Source organism: Synechococcus sp. R5-13, from assembly GCF_047462015.1.
In the GTDB taxonomy this organism is placed as follows: domain Bacteria; phylum Cyanobacteriota; class Cyanobacteriia; order Thermostichales; family Thermostichaceae; genus Thermostichus.
Genome location: NZ_JANSIL010000139.1, coordinates 1 through 15728, shown reverse-complemented (window position 1 = coordinate 15728; position 15728 = coordinate 1). Strand labels below are relative to the sequence as shown.

Annotated in this window: 16 protein-coding genes and 1 tRNA gene; 6 read left to right on the top strand and 11 right to left on the bottom strand. The window is 55.5% G+C overall.

Features of this window, described 5'->3' with window-relative positions:
- From NW840_RS10660 to NW840_RS10640, 5 genes are all read left to right on the top strand, one after another.
- On the top strand, window positions 1–384 hold a 384-nt coding region (locus NW840_RS10660), incomplete at its 5' end, for a zinc ribbon domain-containing protein (protein ID WP_414344175.1).
- Between the two features lie 89 nt (window positions 385–473).
- The gene (locus tag NW840_RS10655) at window positions 474–920 is read left to right on the top strand and encodes a pentapeptide repeat-containing protein (protein ID WP_414328976.1); all 447 of its coding nucleotides are present in this window, start codon (window positions 474–476) and stop codon (window positions 918–920) included.
- 52 nt (window positions 921–972) lie between these two features.
- Complete coding sequence (locus NW840_RS10650) at window positions 973–1248, top strand: lipopolysaccharide assembly protein LapA domain-containing protein (protein WP_414328974.1); 276 nt, start codon at window positions 973–975, stop codon at window positions 1246–1248.
- 204 nt (window positions 1249–1452) lie between these two features.
- A complete protein-coding gene (locus NW840_RS10645; RefSeq protein WP_414344173.1) occupies window positions 1453–2712 on the top strand; it encodes a 4-hydroxy-3-methylbut-2-enyl diphosphate reductase in 1260 nt (419 codons plus the stop codon).
- 26 nt (window positions 2713–2738) lie between these two features.
- A complete protein-coding gene (locus NW840_RS10640; RefSeq protein ID WP_414328971.1) occupies window positions 2739–3671 on the top strand; it encodes an AEC family transporter in 933 nt (310 codons plus the stop codon).
- Here the strand turns inward: NW840_RS10640 and NW840_RS10635 are convergent.
- Complete coding sequence (locus tag NW840_RS10635) at window positions 3668–3862, bottom strand: hypothetical protein (RefSeq protein WP_011434196.1); 195 nt, start codon at window positions 3860–3862, stop codon at window positions 3668–3670. The two genes, NW840_RS10640 and NW840_RS10635, sit on opposite strands and share 4 nt — an antisense overlap.
- Before the next feature lie 301 nt (window positions 3863–4163).
- Window positions 4164–5699, bottom strand: coding sequence for a helicase C-terminal domain-containing protein (locus tag NW840_RS10630; protein WP_414344172.1), 1536 nt, complete (start codon window positions 5697–5699; stop codon window positions 4164–4166).
- Between the two features lie 94 nt (window positions 5700–5793).
- On the opposite strand from NW840_RS10630, the gene NW840_RS10625 reads away from it, so the two are divergent.
- A complete protein-coding gene (locus NW840_RS10625) occupies window positions 5794–6786 on the top strand; it encodes a YgfZ/GcvT domain-containing protein (protein ID WP_414344170.1) in 993 nt (330 codons plus the stop codon).
- A gap of 64 nt (window positions 6787–6850) precedes the next feature.
- On the opposite strand, the gene NW840_RS10620 is transcribed toward NW840_RS10625, so the two are convergent.
- From NW840_RS10620 to NW840_RS10580, 9 genes are all read right to left on the bottom strand, one after another.
- Window positions 6851–7105: an HNH endonuclease gene (locus tag NW840_RS10620; RefSeq protein ID WP_011430012.1), complete on the bottom strand. Its 255-nt coding sequence runs from the start codon at window positions 7103–7105 to the stop codon at window positions 6851–6853.
- Window positions 7106–7107: 2 nt separating this feature from the next.
- On the bottom strand, window positions 7108–7524 hold the full coding sequence (locus NW840_RS10615; protein ID WP_414344169.1) for a KGK domain-containing protein: 417 nt from the start codon (window positions 7522–7524) through the stop codon (window positions 7108–7110).
- 323 nt (window positions 7525–7847) lie between these two features.
- Window positions 7848–8258 (bottom strand): KGK domain-containing protein, encoded by a 411-nt coding sequence (locus tag NW840_RS10610; RefSeq protein ID WP_414344167.1) that lies wholly within the window; start codon window positions 8256–8258, stop codon window positions 7848–7850.
- A 23-nt stretch (window positions 8259–8281) separates the two neighbouring features.
- The gene (locus tag NW840_RS10605) at window positions 8282–10783 is read right to left on the bottom strand and encodes a dynamin family protein (protein WP_414344165.1); all 2502 of its coding nucleotides are present in this window, start codon (window positions 10781–10783) and stop codon (window positions 8282–8284) included.
- A gap of 237 nt (window positions 10784–11020) precedes the next feature.
- Window positions 11021–11093: transfer RNA gene (locus NW840_RS10600), tRNA-Phe, on the bottom strand.
- Between the two features lie 59 nt (window positions 11094–11152).
- Window positions 11153–11806 carry a Crp/Fnr family transcriptional regulator gene (locus NW840_RS10595; RefSeq protein ID WP_414332238.1) on the bottom strand — a complete coding sequence of 218 codons (654 nt, stop codon included), beginning with the start codon at window positions 11804–11806 and terminating at the stop codon, window positions 11153–11155.
- A 317-nt stretch (window positions 11807–12123) separates the two neighbouring features.
- Entirely contained in the window at window positions 12124–13719 is a 1596-nt protein-coding gene (locus tag NW840_RS10590) for an AAA family ATPase (RefSeq protein ID WP_414344177.1), read from the bottom strand.
- A 75-nt stretch (window positions 13720–13794) separates the two neighbouring features.
- Entirely contained in the window at window positions 13795–14364 is a 570-nt protein-coding gene (locus NW840_RS10585; protein ID WP_414332236.1) for a hypothetical protein, read from the bottom strand.
- Window positions 14365–14397: 33 nt separating this feature from the next.
- The gene (locus NW840_RS10580) at window positions 14398–15399 is read right to left on the bottom strand and encodes a zinc-dependent alcohol dehydrogenase family protein (RefSeq protein ID WP_414344163.1); all 1002 of its coding nucleotides are present in this window, start codon (window positions 15397–15399) and stop codon (window positions 14398–14400) included.
- Window positions 15400–15728: the final 329 nt, after the last annotated feature.

Sequence of the window (15728 nt, the reverse complement as noted above, 5' to 3'; positions counted from 1 at the left end):
CGCTATCGCGAACGGCGACAGCTAGAGTACAAGGCCCGGCTCTACGGCTGTCAGGTGGTGGTGGCGGATAAGTTTTATCCGTCCAGCCAACTGTGTTCACGGTGTGGCCACAAACAGAAGATGCCACTCAGCGAGCGGGTATTTCGCTGCCCGTGTTGTGGTCTGGGGATAGACCGCGACCGCAATGCAGCGCTGAACCTGGTGCGGTGGTATTTTGAGTGCTACTTAAAGCGCTCAACTACCCCAAGCTCTGGGGAAAGAGACGCCTGTGGAGATTCCTCTGGCGGGGTGGTAAGCCTGAAGCTTACTACCAGTCACGAGTCGTGGAAGCAGGAAGAAAGCAGAGACGCGACAGGCACTGAACACTCTGGAAGTGTTTGTTAGCGTTTCGTAGGTCTTTCGGAGCGGTCATCAGTACCCCGTTGAGCAGCCAGAAATTGTTAAGCTTAACGCACGGATGGCAGTATCCGGCCATGCCCCGAGTGACAACTGCTGACGAGCTGCTGACAGAATATGCCTCTGGCGAGCGCAACTTTCAAGAATCCAACCTGGTGGGGGTGGACTTGGTGCGCTCCAACTTGCAAGGGGTGAATCTGAGAGGGGCCAACCTCTCCTTTGGCAAGCTGAGTGGCATTAACCTGCAGGAAGCCGATTTGCGCGGCGCCGATCTCAGCTCGGCCAACTTGATGGGGGCCAACCTCCGCGGGGCCAATCTTTGGGAAGCCAACTTGATCGGCGCGGATCTCAGCTTTGCCGACTTGCGGGAAGCCAACTTGCACGGTGCCTACCTTTGGGAAGCCAAGCTAACCCGTGCACAACTGCAGGGATCCGATCTAAGCGGGGCAAAAATCGGCGGAGCAGTGCTGACCGGCGCTGACCTCAGCGGAGCCACCCTACCCGACGGGAGTGTGCGGGCTTGAGCCACCCCCCCAGCAGACAAGGCAGAATGGAACTGTTGCGACGGGATCCCTGATGTTGCTGCTGTTCAACTTGGTCTTGACACTGCTGCTGGCTTTGGGAGTGGCAGTCCTGGCCGGGCAAAACCCCACCACCCTGACCGTACATTTCTTAATGTGGCGCTCGGTGGAGCTGCCCTTGGGATTCCTCATCGCCGTGGCCGTCGGCCTGGGCCTGTTGACGGTGGGGCTGGGCTCTCTCCTCTGGCCTGGGCGCAGCTTTTCTGCCACCGCCCGCCAATTACAAGAGCGGGTGCGCCAACTGGAAATGCAGGATCAACCGCCCCAATAACGGCCAATTCCCAAAGGGATCCCTCTGCTTTCTGGCTTTGGCTCAACAGCTTCGATCCCCTGCAATTCTATAGTTGACTTGACAATCTTGTCGCTGGCCCTAGGGAAAGCATGCTGGAATGGCCCACCGATGCGAGACTGGGCGTAAGCTGAGAAAGGATCCCTTCGCCGTCTGCTTGAGCAGTGCGTATCTCCAACCGTAACCATGGCTTATTTCCAACCTACTTCCCCGGATAGCTCTCCCCAAGACCCACGGGCCCTGCGCAAAGCCCTGCGCGGATCCAGCACCTACTTTGCCAAGGGATTTGAAGAACACAAGGATCAGGCTCAACTGGAGCTGCAAACCACCTACAAAAGCCCCCTTGTGGAGCAAATCCGTGCCCAGTCCTACCGCTATCAGCGGGGTGACATCACCATTCACCTGGCCAAAGCCTTTGGCTTTTGCTGGGGTGTGGAACGGGCGGTGGAATATGCCTATGAAGCGCGGCGACGCTTTCCGGATCGGCAACTGTGGATCACCAACGAGATCATCCACAACCCTTTGGTAAACCAGCACCTGAAGGAGATGGGGATCCGCTTTGTGGAGAAAGGCCCAGACGGCAAGAAGGACTTCTCTCAGATCCGGCCCCAAGATGTGGTGATTTGGCCTGCTTTTGGGGCAAGTGCATCGGAAATGGCGTTTTTTCGGTCGCAGGGCAATGAGATTGTCGATACCACCTGCCCCTGGGTTTCCCGCGTGTGGAACCAAGTGGACAAGCACCGCGCGGCTCAATTCACCTCTGTCATCCACGGCAAGTACAACCACGAGGAAACCGTAGCCACCAGCTCCTTTGCCGAAAAGTACCTGGTGGTGCTGAACCTGGAAGAAGCGGAATGGGTCGCCCGCTACATTTTGCAGGGCGGAGATGCGGCAGAATTTCGGCGGCGCTTCGGCAAGGCCACTTCCCCCGGTTTTGATCCGGATCGCGATCTAGAGCGGATCGGCATCGCCAACCAAACCACGATGCTGGAAGGGGAGACCCGCGCCATTGCCAAGCTCTTTGAGACCACCATGCTGCGCAAATATGGCCCCCAGGAATTGGACAATCACTTCATGAGCTTCAACACCATCTGCAATGCCACCCAAGAGCGGCAGGACGCCATGTTCGAGCTGCTGGAGCAGCCTTTGGATGTGGTGGTGGTGATCGGGGGGTTTAATTCCTCGAATACCACCCACCTGCAGGAAATTGCCCTGGCCAAGGGCTTGCCTTCCTTCCACATCGATGGCCCCGACTGCATCCAACCCAACAACCGCATCCGCCACAAGCCCCTTCACCAAGACCCGACGGTTACCGAAGGGTGGCTACCCGATGGGCCGGTGCAAATCGGCATTACCTCCGGTGCCTCTACCCCAGACCGCGTTGTTGAAGAGGTGATTCAACGCATCTTCGCTCTACGTGAAGAACCCCGGCGGATCCCTGCCTAGGGATCCCTTCCCTCTCCCTCTTGAGCGTGCTCAACACCCTTTTTCAGGTTTATCCTCCCTTGCTGGGCTGGACGCTGCTGGGGTTTGCTCTCCAGAAGGGGCTGCCCGGCGGCTGGAATCGTTGGCTGGATCCCCACGCCTTGGGGCGATTCATGTTTTGGGTGGGAGTGCCCCTCAGCATTGTTGGGTTTATGCAGGGAGTGGATCTGTCGGGTCAAATCTGGGTTGCTCCCCTGATCTGCTGGCTGTCGGTGGGGCTGGGGTTTGCCTTGACCAGCGCTTGGCTGTGGTGGCAGCGCCACAACTGTTGGAGCAGTGCCCAGCAGGGCAGCTTTCACCTAACCGCCACCCTGGGGAACACCGGGTATTTGGGCTATCCCATCTGTCTGGCTGTGGCCGGAAGGGCTTACTTTGGCTGGGCCCTGTTCTATGATCTGCTGGGCACTCTGTTCATGGCCTACGGGTTTGGCGTGTGGGTGGCCAGCCGCCACGGCAGTTCCCATGCCCAACCTTGGCAGGTGGGCCTCCACATTTTGCGCACCCCTGCCCTCTGGTCTTTTGCTATGGGCCTACTGCTGACCCGCGAACCCCTGCCGGGTTGGCTCTCTCAAGGGTTGGCGGCTTTTGCCTGGAGCATGATCCCGCTCAGTTTGATGATCCTGGGGATGCGATTGGCCCAGGTGAAGCGCTGGGGATCCTTTCTTGCCGCCGGAGTGGCCCTCTTGATCAAAATTGTGATTGTGCCGCTCTTGGTGGGAATCGGCCTTGCCTTCACCCCCTACCCGCCTCTGGCCAAGCTGGTGCTGGTCCTGCAGAGCGGTATGCCCCCCGCCATCGCCACCCTGGTGCTCACGGAAGAATACGACTTGGATCGGGAAATTACCGTAACTGCCTTGGCCGTGGGGTACTTGGCCGCCTTGCTGACCTTGCCCCTCTGGCTGGGACTCTGGGGATCCTAATAGGCCAGGTGAGACAAGGTTTGCTCGAGGTAGCTATGCACCAGTTGATCCAGCTCTGCTTCCTGAGTGGGCAACTCCCGGCCCTGGAGCCATCCCCGAAAACCCGAGCTTTCCACAATGGCCTGCCGCAATGGCTTCCAAACTGCTTGCGTGCGCAGTGCTGTATCGGAGCTGAGAGCAGGACTGATCATGAGAAGAAGGTGAGTAGGAGTGATTCACCCTCAGAATAGCTTGGATCCCAGTTGACTTTGGCTCTCTAGGATACAAATCTCCCCTCTATGCTGAGCAAGCCTTCTCTCAGTCGCTCAAGCCAAAAAATCCTCAATATAGTCATTCCAAACTAGATTGAGACACTCCCCAGGCGTTCCGCGCTGCTTCCGCGGCCACCCCCAGACCTTCTCCCAGAGGGAGAGAGGAGCTGGACAGAAATGTTTCATTCCTGTTTAAAATGACCATACATCCCATCAACTCGAGCAAGAGGCCCAGGGATCCCTAAACAAACAGTTGGCTGCGCTGCTCGACCCGCAAAGTTGGCCCCAAGGCATTGAGAAGAGAGACGCCGTAGCTGCGGGCAATGATGCGGCTATCCAAAATGGCCACCCATCGGGTGGATGAGCTGGAATCTTCTCCCGAATCAGAGCTTTGCCGCAGAGGCGCAACAGCCCGTTGCAACTGGGCAGCGGCCACCGGCAAAAGGTACTGACGGAACCAGTCCTGCTGGGTGCGTTGCAGATATTGCACCCGTCCGGCCACCCTTGGGTCTTCCACAGAAGGGAAGGGCAAAGTGGTGATCACCATCAGTTCCGGGCGAGGCAAGCCGGCCTTGTGGTGTAGCCAGTAGGGCCAGTCGCAGACCAAAATGCCCTTTTCGCCCGGAAAAGGGCTGTTTACCCGCACCCGCGAGCCGAATTCGGCAGCCAAAGCCGCCCCCACCTGTGCCTGCAGAGGTTGATCTGACACCAACACCACCACGAAGCCCTGCGCCTGAGGGATCAAGTTTTTCAGCTCTTGCAGCAGGTGATCCTGAAATAGAGGGCTGTTGGGCAGGGGGAGGCGCGGCAAGTAAAGGGAAAGCTCCGCCCCGCCAGAACGTGGCCAACCCTCGCCTGAGGCAAACCGCAGCGGCGTCAGATCCGGCAAGCCCAACCGTCGCCGATAGGTTTCCGCCTGGCGATCCAGATCCAGCGCTTCCCCAATAATCACCACCGGCTGTGTGGCCCAAATGGGGGCCAACCAATCCTGCAGAGCCGCCGGGCTGTGGTGAAGGGTGAGGCGACCGGTTTCTCGGTCGGTTTCGGCCCACCAAATCCATTTGGAGACGGGATCCCGCTCAGAGCTAAGTCTTCGGCGGATTTGATCCCAGGGATCCGGCAGCCAGCCGGGGTAGCCTGTCACCAAAGACAGCACAGCATCCAGGTGAACCTGTTCATCCGCATGAAGCAGACAGCGGGAAAGAGGCCGCCGCAAAAGCTGCAGGGACAAATTGACCTGAACCTGGGAGAGCTGCTCCGCCTCGGCAGGGAAGATTTGCCGGAGCTGTTGCCAATGGCTGGCTTCCAGGGTCACCGTTAGCGCCTGGTAGGCCCAATCTTCCAGGTCTTCGGCTCCATCCAGGATCAAAGGGATCCCTGTCGGCACTTGCGAGGATCCCTTTCTCAAGCGAGCTTGCAGCCAATCCAGGGGATCCACCAACAGCAACCCCTGGAAATCGGGATCCGGCCAGCGGTCTTTTTGCAGGACGGGCTTATGCAACTGCAGGGTGTGCTGTAGCCAGGGGATCTCTTCCCCCAAAATTTGCGCCTGCACAGGAGCTGTGGCACAGAGCAAGGTGGGGTTGGGCCACATCAGGGCCGGCAGCAGGTAACTGAGGCGGTGCTGACCCCCAGCGGGCACCTGGATCAAGGTGCTGCGACCCAGCCGCAACCCCCGCGCCACCATGCGAGCCATCGTCAACTGGTGGGGCCACAGGGCTTCGGGAGACTGCCGCAAAAGCTGCCGCAACTGTTGGTGGACTTCAACCTCAATCACAGTTCAGTACGCCGGGGGTCTGCCACAGACGGTAGGGTGAACTAGCCTATTCTAGGGTAGAGAAGAAAACCAAAGCCCATCTCTGGGGTGAGCGATGTCTCTTCTAGCTGCTGTTTCCACAGAGGGCCAACCCGTTGCACAGACGGGATCCCTGCTTCTAGACCGCTCCGGGTGGGGCCGCTTGCGCATGAAGGGATCCCCAGGCTTGGACTATCTGCACAACCAAAGCACCCAAAATCTGAAGGCCCTCAAGCCAGGGCAGGGGGCCGACACGGTTTTCGTGACCCCCACCGCTGGCATCCTGGATCTGGCCACGGTGTACGCGGGAGAAGAAGACTGCTGGATCTGGACTTCGCCCCAGCGGCGCAGCCTGCTGATGCAGAGTTTGGGGCGTATGCTGCCTTTGGTGCGGGGAGCAGAGTTGAAAGATGAGACGGACCAGACCTTTGGTTTTGGGTTGCTCGGCCCCCAGAGTCAGGCTCTCCTGGAGAAAGTGGTGAGCTCAGAAGAGATTCCGACCAGGCTCAATGAGCACTGCGCCGTGGAGATCCAGGGGATCCCTGTCCATCTGGCTTGTGGCACGGGTCTTGCCCAGCCGGGGTTTACCCTCTGGGGCACCATTGACCAGAAAGTCGCTCTTGAAGAATGCTTGCTCCAAGCCGGAGCCAAGCTGGCCCCACCTGAGCTGTGGGAAGTCCTCCGCCTAGAAGCAGGTCGCCCCGCCGCCGACCGAGAGCTGACCTCAGACTACAACCCCCTAGAAGCCGGCCTGTGGCGAGCTGTTTCCCTTGACAAAGGTTGCTACGTTGGCCAGGAAGTCTTGGCCAAGCAGGTAACCTACCGGCGCATTCGGCAAACTTTGTGGGGGATCCGCCTCCAAGGAGAAGCTCATCCTGGCACAGAGATTTTGCGGCAGGGGGAAAAGATTGGGCTGCTGACCAGTGCAGGCCTAACTTCGCAAGAGTACCTGGGATTGGGATACGTGCGCACCAAATTCAATCCTGCCGAGGGGCTGGAAGTTGAAGTCGGCTCAGCGCCGGGAGTCCTGACCCGAATGCCGTTTTTGAGTTTCCCGCCTATTGTCTAGCATTATTTTTGCGGCAGAAAGCTCTCCTGCTTTGTAGAGAGAAAATGGGCAAAGGATTAAGAACTTACCAGTCAAAGTGGCGGCGAAAGCGGGGATCCCGTCGATCCTTTTTGCGTCGGTTGCAGGTTTTGCACAACGTTTGCAGATTGCTGATATCGTTACTGCCCCCTTGGGCAATGGGGATGATGTGATCGATCTGAAGCTGAACCTCTGGGGGCGACTTTCCGCAACCGCGACAACGGAAGCCATCTCTTTGGAAAACATACTCCCGCACGGCTGCTGGAATTAGAATCCTTTCGCCGGATTTTCTTTCTTTCATCGTTATTCATCCATACTGCGAAGATCGTCCAGTGGAGACTTTTCATCTAGAGGTTCTAATATCTCTTGGTCGGGTTCTTTTATCAGAAATTCAGGATTGTCAGGATAAAAGTCAATCGTAACTTCTACTCTTACTTTTACTCTACCGGTCTGCCAACCGTTAGTTTTAGGAGAAAGAATCGAGCATGGAACTCCTTTATGGAAAAAATGAACCTGATCTTCATAGGGAATACCTGTTTGTATCTCAGACGAACTCAAGTGACTGTTTAGTCCGCTTCCCATTTGGTCAAACCTCAGGAAATAAGAATTGATAGAATCGCAAAGCTTGGAAATCATGTAGACTTTCTGCTTATTGTTCTTGTTGATAAAAGTGATAACTCCGTCTCCCAGTTGGCTAAGATTAATGGATGTTTTTGTCATCTTATCGACCTCAAGACATAGAGACAACAATCCACGGTGAGCCAGGACGTAAGAGTTTAGCAGGAATTCCTTTCACGTTAGTTATTCCGTTCAAGTTGCTCCATAGAATCGAGACTCCCTTTTCGCTAAGTTTGCTGGATAAGTAGGATCTGATACTCTCATAAACAATCTCTGAGTACACCTGAGCAAACTCTTGCGAGTAGATTAGGCGTCCTCCTATATCAATGACAGTATTTTGGAAAATATCTAGCTCAACAAAGCACTCCTGAGATTGATCATTACTTGACACTTGCCCAACCCCCTCTATGTCTCTCTGGCTTAGGCTAGCTCTCACTTTCGCGAAGGTCATCCAGAGGGGATCCACTGCCGCCCTCTGAGACTGTATCCTCTGGCTCAAACTCTACAGTGATCCGCAATCTGACTCTGCCTTTTTCCCAATCTTTCTTGCCCGGCACCAAGAGCTGACAAGCAAGTCCCTGCCCAAACCACTTCGCTTCTTGCAACAATTTTTCTTCTGGCTTGGGAGCAAGAAGGCTACTGGCAATGTTGAGCAAGTCTTCCGGCGGCAGGATCCCTGAGGATCTCAAGGCCGCAATGAACAAGCGATGCAGCTCTTCTTTCTTGGTCAAGTCCTCTTGGGCTGCTTTGACCAAGTTGGCAACCTTGAAAGCTTTCTCCCCTACGGAGAGGATCCCTTCTGGGTGCTGCTGTAGAGGTATCGATTTGGATCCCATGACTTTATCTGGATCAAGCCGCTCTATCTCAAATCATCGAGAATGCTATCCAACTCTGGAAAACTCTCGTCTATGGGTGTAGAACGACCAAGAGCGACTGCTTCGCTTGCATTGCTGTCACCTACTTGCTGTTCAGGAAGACTTGCCAAAATTTGAACTGACTCACCAACAGAGGAAGGCTCAGGACGAGTAATCAAGGGCAGCATCTCGCGATTGAGGCCCAAAGCCTGCAGGCAGAGGTTGATCCCAGAAACAGCTTGGTTGTACTTGTCTATGCTTGCCTCCAGTTCTTTCAGCCGCTGTTGGTTAAGCGCAATTTTCTCTTCAGCCTCTTTTCTGAGAGTTGCTTCCATGAACTGCTTTGCTTCTGGGTACTTTTGTAAAATCTCATCGGCTACTTGCTTGGCAACCGGCAATAGCTGAGTTTTTAGAGTATTGTTGGTCTCTTGTCGGAAGCTAGAACGCACTGTCTGGCTAATTTTCGGCTCAAAGTCAAGCTTGAGTAATTGTCGGATTCCAGGCTCTGCGTCGCGAATAGCAGAGATGTCATAAGATTGGCTGGTTTGCTTTAGGACTTCTCGAAACTGGTAGATCGAGAATGTTCCTTCGTCGTAGAAGCGGGGACTTTCTCTGAGGTAGCGGTCGCACTCTTTTCGGGCACCATTGACAAGAGAACTCAAAGTTACCTCCTTAACCAAAAGAAGCTTTTTCTCTAAGTCCCCATCGGATCCCAGTAGGCGAAACAACTGCCTGTAGTAGCTCGAGCTGCGAACTTCATCAACAAGGCGACGAAAGAAGTTCTCTACAAGCGTGCTGGCTGATTCTACCAGGATGTCCTCTAGATGGTTGGACAAATAGTAAAAGGCTTCGACCAATACAGCTAAGAATGGAGCTGTGGAGTTGCGGGGACGAATGCGAACGGCTTGACTGTAAACATTGTCCAACGAAAAAGTATCCAAAAGCTCATCTAGCCTCCGTACCATCCTAGTCTTCAATTTATGGAAATCGTTCTCAAATTCTTTGTTTTCTCCGTTAATAACTTTATTGACTACTGTCTGGATATGCTCGTCAAACTCTCGGCCAATACTGGCTAGCTGCTGATTGATCAGCGTCAGCTCATAGGAAATCATGCTGTCAATCTCTTTGGGCTGGCTATCAATGTCTCGGTAGAGATCTAGATAGGACTTCCTCATCTCGATGCAGAGAGGTTGCAAATCATCGGCCAGCGCGGAAAATAGCTGTGGCCGCTTTTCTTCCGTTAAATAACGAGTGATCCCAGCTCGAAAGTCCTCGATGCCGCTATCTTTGATCATGTAGTCAATCAGAGGCTTTCCCCACTCCCTCAGAATCCGAACGTAGTTATTTATTGGTGTATCATACCCATGTACAGAAGGGCGGAACGGGGATCCAACCAACCTACCCGACGTGCAGTACTTATTAAACTCGCTGACAAACTGGGGCGTTTCTTCCTCACCACCCAATTCTTTGATGCTTTCTGAAAAGATTGTATCCAGTCCAAATCGATCCTCGGGGGTAGTTGCCTTGATCTGGGAACCATAGAAGCCGAGAAGGCCGCTTGTCTTAAATACGCGGAGCTGACGAAATTGCTGGTCGATAATGTTTTCTAGTCTCTGCTTTAGTTGTGCGTTGTACCAAGTCTCATCAATCCGGTTAAACACATAGAAGACCCGATCCCTGATGCTGTCATTACTTTGAATATGCTCAATAAGCTCTGTCTCTTCCTTGGTCAGCTCACCCGTTGCAGCACACTTGAGAACGCAAACAACTGCGGACGTATCCGGATCGGCAATTTTTCGATAAGTACGCTCTGCATCCGCTTTGACTGGAGCATCGATCCCAGGAGTATCGACAATAACGTTTCCATCTTCCAGCAAGGGGTGGTGGCAATAGTATTCCACCTTTCGCAAAACTGCGCTATTGGCGCCGCGCCGGGTAAAACCCGCAGCTTCTCTTAGGTTGCCGAAGTTGAGCTGCTCCATCGAGAAGACTTTGTTCTCGGTAGGGTGAATTTTGTCCCGGTTCTGCTGGAAACCTGTAATCAACAAGCGGAGGGCATCCGCCTGCTTTGCCCGCTCTGACTTGCTTTTGCCTCCCTCCTGCTGAATAATAGCCTCAGCACGCTCCTTCAGGGGATTCAGTGCAGTGTCTTCCAGCCTGCTGAGTGACGGAGCCAAGTTTAGGAAAGCGCAGAAGGCGGTCATCTGTTCTTGCACTTCCTGCTCGCTAAGAAAAGTGAGCACTACCCTCTCCGCATTTGGCTCTGCGTAGGCGATGTAGCACTCTGTCCCTGTGGCGTGCCCTTCGGCGCTGTAGAGAAGCTCTCTTTCTAAGAGGGCATTGATTAGCATAGACTTGCCAGCACTGAAAGCACCGGCAAAGACAATCTCGAAGGTTGGAGAAATAGCTTTGCTGAGGGAAGCTTGAATCCGAGTGGTATCTTGCTTGCCTGAAAAAGTGGAATCCTGATGCCAGAGTTGCAGGATAGCTTCAACCTGCTCTTTCAAGTTCTCACACTGAGGCAGGAGCTTTACAGACATAAGAGAGCAATCTCCACAGAGGCTGCCGGGATTATAACTTGCCTATGCTTGAGGTGAGGATTCCTACAACAATTTTCTTCAGTCCCGGAGCTGTGTGGCTATATGTGCATACACGTGAAGAGAGAAGAGCAGAACTCCCCAGACCGACATAGCAAAAAGGCTTAGGTCGTTGACCCAAGCCCGCCTCAGCATACTCATACCAGATGCCAGGAACCAGACTTGAACTGGTGACACGAGGATTTTCAGTCCTCTGCTCTACCAACTGAGCTATCCCGGCTCTGGACCTACTATCTTACGATGTCGAGGGGGGTTTTGACAACTGGTGGCGCCCCCAATTTAGCCAATCAATTTCTCCAAAGCCTCCATCTGGGGGATGCAGAGAACATCTCGGTTGCGATCCCGGCGGATCAGCTCCTCTTGCTCCAGCTTGGACAGGACGCGAGTGACCGTTTCCCGGGCTAGGCCACTTAGGCTGCTCAGCTCCCGATGGGGCAAGTTGGGGATCTCTACGCCACTTCGGCTAACCCGGCCACGGGATTCGGCCAAGAACAGCAGGATATCGGCAACACGGGCCGTACTACTGGCCTCGCGCAACTGCAGACGACGGTTGATCTGCCGCAAGCGGCGCGACATGAGCTGAGCAAGGCGGATGCCGGCCTGAGGATCAGAAGCCAAAAAAGCCAGGAAGTGTTGGGCCGACAGACAACCGACTTTGGTGGCGGTTAGAGCTACAACGTCGGTAGAGCGAGGCGCTTCGTCCAAAGCAGCCATTTCCCCGAAGATTTCCCCTGGACCAAGAATGGTGAGGGTGATCTCCCGGCCTTCGAGATCATGGGTGCGAATCTTGACCCACCCTTCCAGGATGAAATAAACGGCGTTACCCCAGTCATTTTGTAACAAGATGGCCTGGTTGACCGGGTGGGAGCGCAACGACATTTGCCCGGCCAGAGGCTCTAGCCTCTCAGGAGGAAAGCCCTCAAACAGGAGCATCAGGCGTAGGTCATCTGGAGTTACATCGCTCACCGTGGGATCCTCCTGCACGTGGTCAGTTCTGGTCGAGTGGGATGGGAAAAGGGTGGGCCTGCACAGACACGTCAACATGCCCCTCAGCCTACCGTCTCTCTCAGGTCTATGGCCCGCCGAGGCGAACTGCGTACCAATAGGACAGAGCTTTAGACCCAATTTTGACCTCTACTTTGGAAAGGGATCCCTGCCCAAAAAAGCTGCTGCCATTCTCTAACCCAGAAACGGCAAAATCCATCTTGCTGATGTTAATTCTCTGGACTTTGTGCAGTTTGAGTCGAGATCTAGACCTGCTGAAGTTGAGATGGCCAATCTTGGCTGGTATCCAAAACCTTTAAAAAAGGCCGTTCCGAATCGGAAAAATCCTGCCAGTGGGCCTGCTGTTGGGAGAGCATCTCGGCGGTGGCATCAGCAATGTCGGCAGAGTGCTGCTGATCTCCATCGATGCAGCCGGCTGGGGCCAAGAGGGGCTGAGGAGCTGGGCTGCGGCGTTGCAGGCGCTCCCGCAAAACAGGTTCAGGGGCGTAGCAGTGGAGGATGCGCAGTGGGATCCCTTGGCGTTGGGCCTGCTCAATGGCCATCCCCCGCAGGGCTTGCCGGTCAAACTTGGCGTCCAGAATCACGGTGTAGCCTTCCTGGGCCAGCTCTACTCCCAACTGCACCAAGCGGCGGTAGGTTTTATCGGTCATCTCCGGGGTATAAACCTCCGGCCCCCCCCGTTGCCGCAGAGGGATCCCGGCCAAATGCTTGCGCACCGCATCGGAGCGAATGTGAATGGCCCCCCGCTGACGGGCCAAGTGGCGGGCTACCGTGCTTTTGCCGGATCCCGACAATCCTGACATCAGGAACAATTGCCCCTGCTTGGGGAGGGTGTATTCCCAGGCAAGACGGTAATAGCGGGCGGCGGTACTGAAGGCCGTGGCCTTAGCTTCCTCTGTTGCCGTGGGATCCTCCAGCAAAAAAGAGGTGACCTTGGCCCGCACGTAGGCCTGCCGATTGAGGTAAATAGGCAAGATCTTCAACCCTTCCCAATCTCCGGTTTCTTCCAGGTAGGTGTTCAAATAGGCGTTTCCCAGATCGGGGCGATGGCGGGCATCCAAATCCATCACCCCATAGGATATGTCGTACATGACATCCACAAAGCGGAAGGCTTCATTAAACTCGATGCAATCAAAAAGCAGGATCTTCCCTTCCCAAAAACAGATGTTGCCCAGGTGTAAATCTCCGTGGCATTCGCGAATGCGGTTTTGTTCTATTCTTTGTTGAAACAGCTCCTGCTGCTCGGCAAAAAAGCGATCGGTGTAGGCTTGGGTTTCTCGATATTGCTGAGCTGTTTGTGGGCCGCCGACGTAGCGCTGGGTTTGGGCGTAATTCTCGTCAAAGGCTTCTCGCACCCGTTCTGGCCGGCCAAAGCTGCGGATGTAGTCGTTGGTCTCGGTTTGGGCATGAAACGTCGCCACCACCCGCCCCAGCTCCTCCATCAAGGACGGCGTTAGCTCTCCCCGCTCAAACAGGTTGCTGAACAGTTGCTCTTGGGGAAATTGCCGCATTTGCAGAGCGTATTCTATGGGCTCGCCGCTGCTGTTGAACTGAAATCGGCCATCGGTCTGGACAATGGGCAACACTTGCAGATAAAGGCCGGGAGCACCGCGCTGGTTCATGCGCAGCTCTTCTTGGCAAAAGTGGCGCCGCCTCTCCAGGGTGGTGAAGTTCAAAAAGCCAAAGTCCAAAGGCTTTTTCACTTTATAGGCATAGTCGCCTGTCAGCAGAATATAGGAAATGTGGGTTTGAATAAGCCGAATGGGATCCCGTACCGGATGAGGGTAGAAGGCGGGATCCAGCATCGCTTGGATCAAGGGGGGCAGGTGGGTATCGACCATGAAAAACGATAGAGATGGAAAAAGGGCTTGGACGGGGATCCCTATCTTCCGCCGACAGAGCAGATTGTCCTCCACCTATTCCTTAAAGGGCAAGGCGGCTTCTTGGGGGGAAAGACGGATGAGGCTGATCCCCTGCTGAATTAGCGTATCTTGAGCAGCACCGGAAAGAGCGTAGGGCCAGACCAGATATTTGGTGTTGATGTAGTCTTGTCCGCGCTTGGCCAGGTTCACCTGTTCCGAGAGCATGCGCACATCTGGCCCGCGGCTGATGGTGGCTTCGGCCCGGCGGATGCGCTGCATCAGTTGGCTGAACAGCTCTTGGGGCTGCTGCACGAACACCACAATGGCCAAGTCGCAGGGGTTGTAGTAGTTGCCGATGCCGCAGAGGAGCAGGGCTTCACTGGAGAGAACAAGGGTTTCTTGATCCCCCAGAGCCACCACCGGATACAGAAAGGTGCGCACATCCTCCAGTTGCCAGTGGTTAAAAGAGTGGCTATCTACCTCCCCCCGCACCCAAGAGGAGATGGCAGGAAAAACTGCTTCGCTCAACAGTCGATAGGCCGTCTGGGGTCGCCCTAGCCAGCAGAGGGCATTTTCGTAGAAGCTCTCGTTCTCCAGCAGGTGGGGGGTGAGAGGAGCAACCATGGGCAGATCCTCAACGGGCTTTCTCCAGCATGCCTACTCGGGGATGGTTAAGGCAATTTTGCCCAGAACGGATCCCTGCTCCAGCAACCGGTGGGCGGCAGCCGCTTCGGCCAGAGGAAAGGTGTGGCTGAGCTGGATCCGCAGTTGGCCTTGGTCGATGAGGCGGGCACATTGCCTGAGGATTTCCGCCTGATTTTGTTGGGCGTTGGTCAGGCTTTTCAGCATCGGGGTGAGCATCAGCTCAAATCCCACCCGCAGGTTGCGGTCGCGGGCCACCCGCCAGTCCGTCTCCGGAGCCGGAGCCAGCAGGGTGACGATATCTCCGTACACGCGCACTGCGGGGAAGGTCTGCTCCAGTAGCTTGCCGCCCAAGGTATCTAGGGCAAGATCCACCCCCTCTCCCCCTGTCCAGTCCAAAACGGCGCGCACAAAGTCTGTCTGCCGGTAGAAGATGGGCAAGCCGGCGCCTAGGGAATGGACAAACTCTGCCTTTTCCGGGGTGCTCACGGTGGTGGCCACTTTGGATCCCCGTAGACGGGCCAGTTGAATGGCCACATGGCCAACTCCACCCGCTCCCCCGTGGATGAGCACACTTTGGCCGGCCTGGAGACGCCCCCGGTCGTAAAGCGCTTCCCAGGCGGTGATCAGCACCAGCGGGGCAGCAGCAGCCTCCGCAAAGCTCAGAGTTCTGGGCTTGGGAGCCACAAAACGCTCGTCCACCACGATCAGCTCGGCGTAATTCCCCGCCTGCTTGCCCAAACCCCCGTGGCAGAAGTACACCTCGTCTCCCACCGCAAAGTGCCTAACTCCGGATCCCACGGCTTCCACAACGCCGGCACCGTCACACCCCAAAATGGCGGGCATCTCCTCTGGATAGAAGGTGCCCCGTTGCCGCAGTTTGGTGTCGATGGGGTTGACGCCGGCTGCCCTCAGACGGATGCGCAGCTCCCGCTCGCCGCGAATTTGGGGCTCAGGTACTTCTCGGAGCTGCAGAACCTCTGGCCCGCCGGGCACACTCATGACTACGGCTTTCATGCGCTCAAGTTGTCAGCTTCAGTTGGGTTGGCCCGCTCAAAAGATGCAGGGTAGAGTTTGTTCTGGTGATGAGAAGATGGGCATCTCCCCATTGGGGTGTTGCTTTGCAACCCTGCGGAGTCTTGCAGCTGCTCTCTAGCCTATTTTAGCTAAACCGCCGAGAAGCCCCGCGCTGTATGCGCAGGGTCAACATACCCACGCAAAACCTAAGCCGTCACCCCACTCCATGAAGCAATAAAAAGGCTAGTAAACTACCCGACACCCGCGCTATGCGCAGGGTGCGGGCTTTATCCCAATCCCTAGCGGCCCCAGAGGACAGCTAAGTTTCG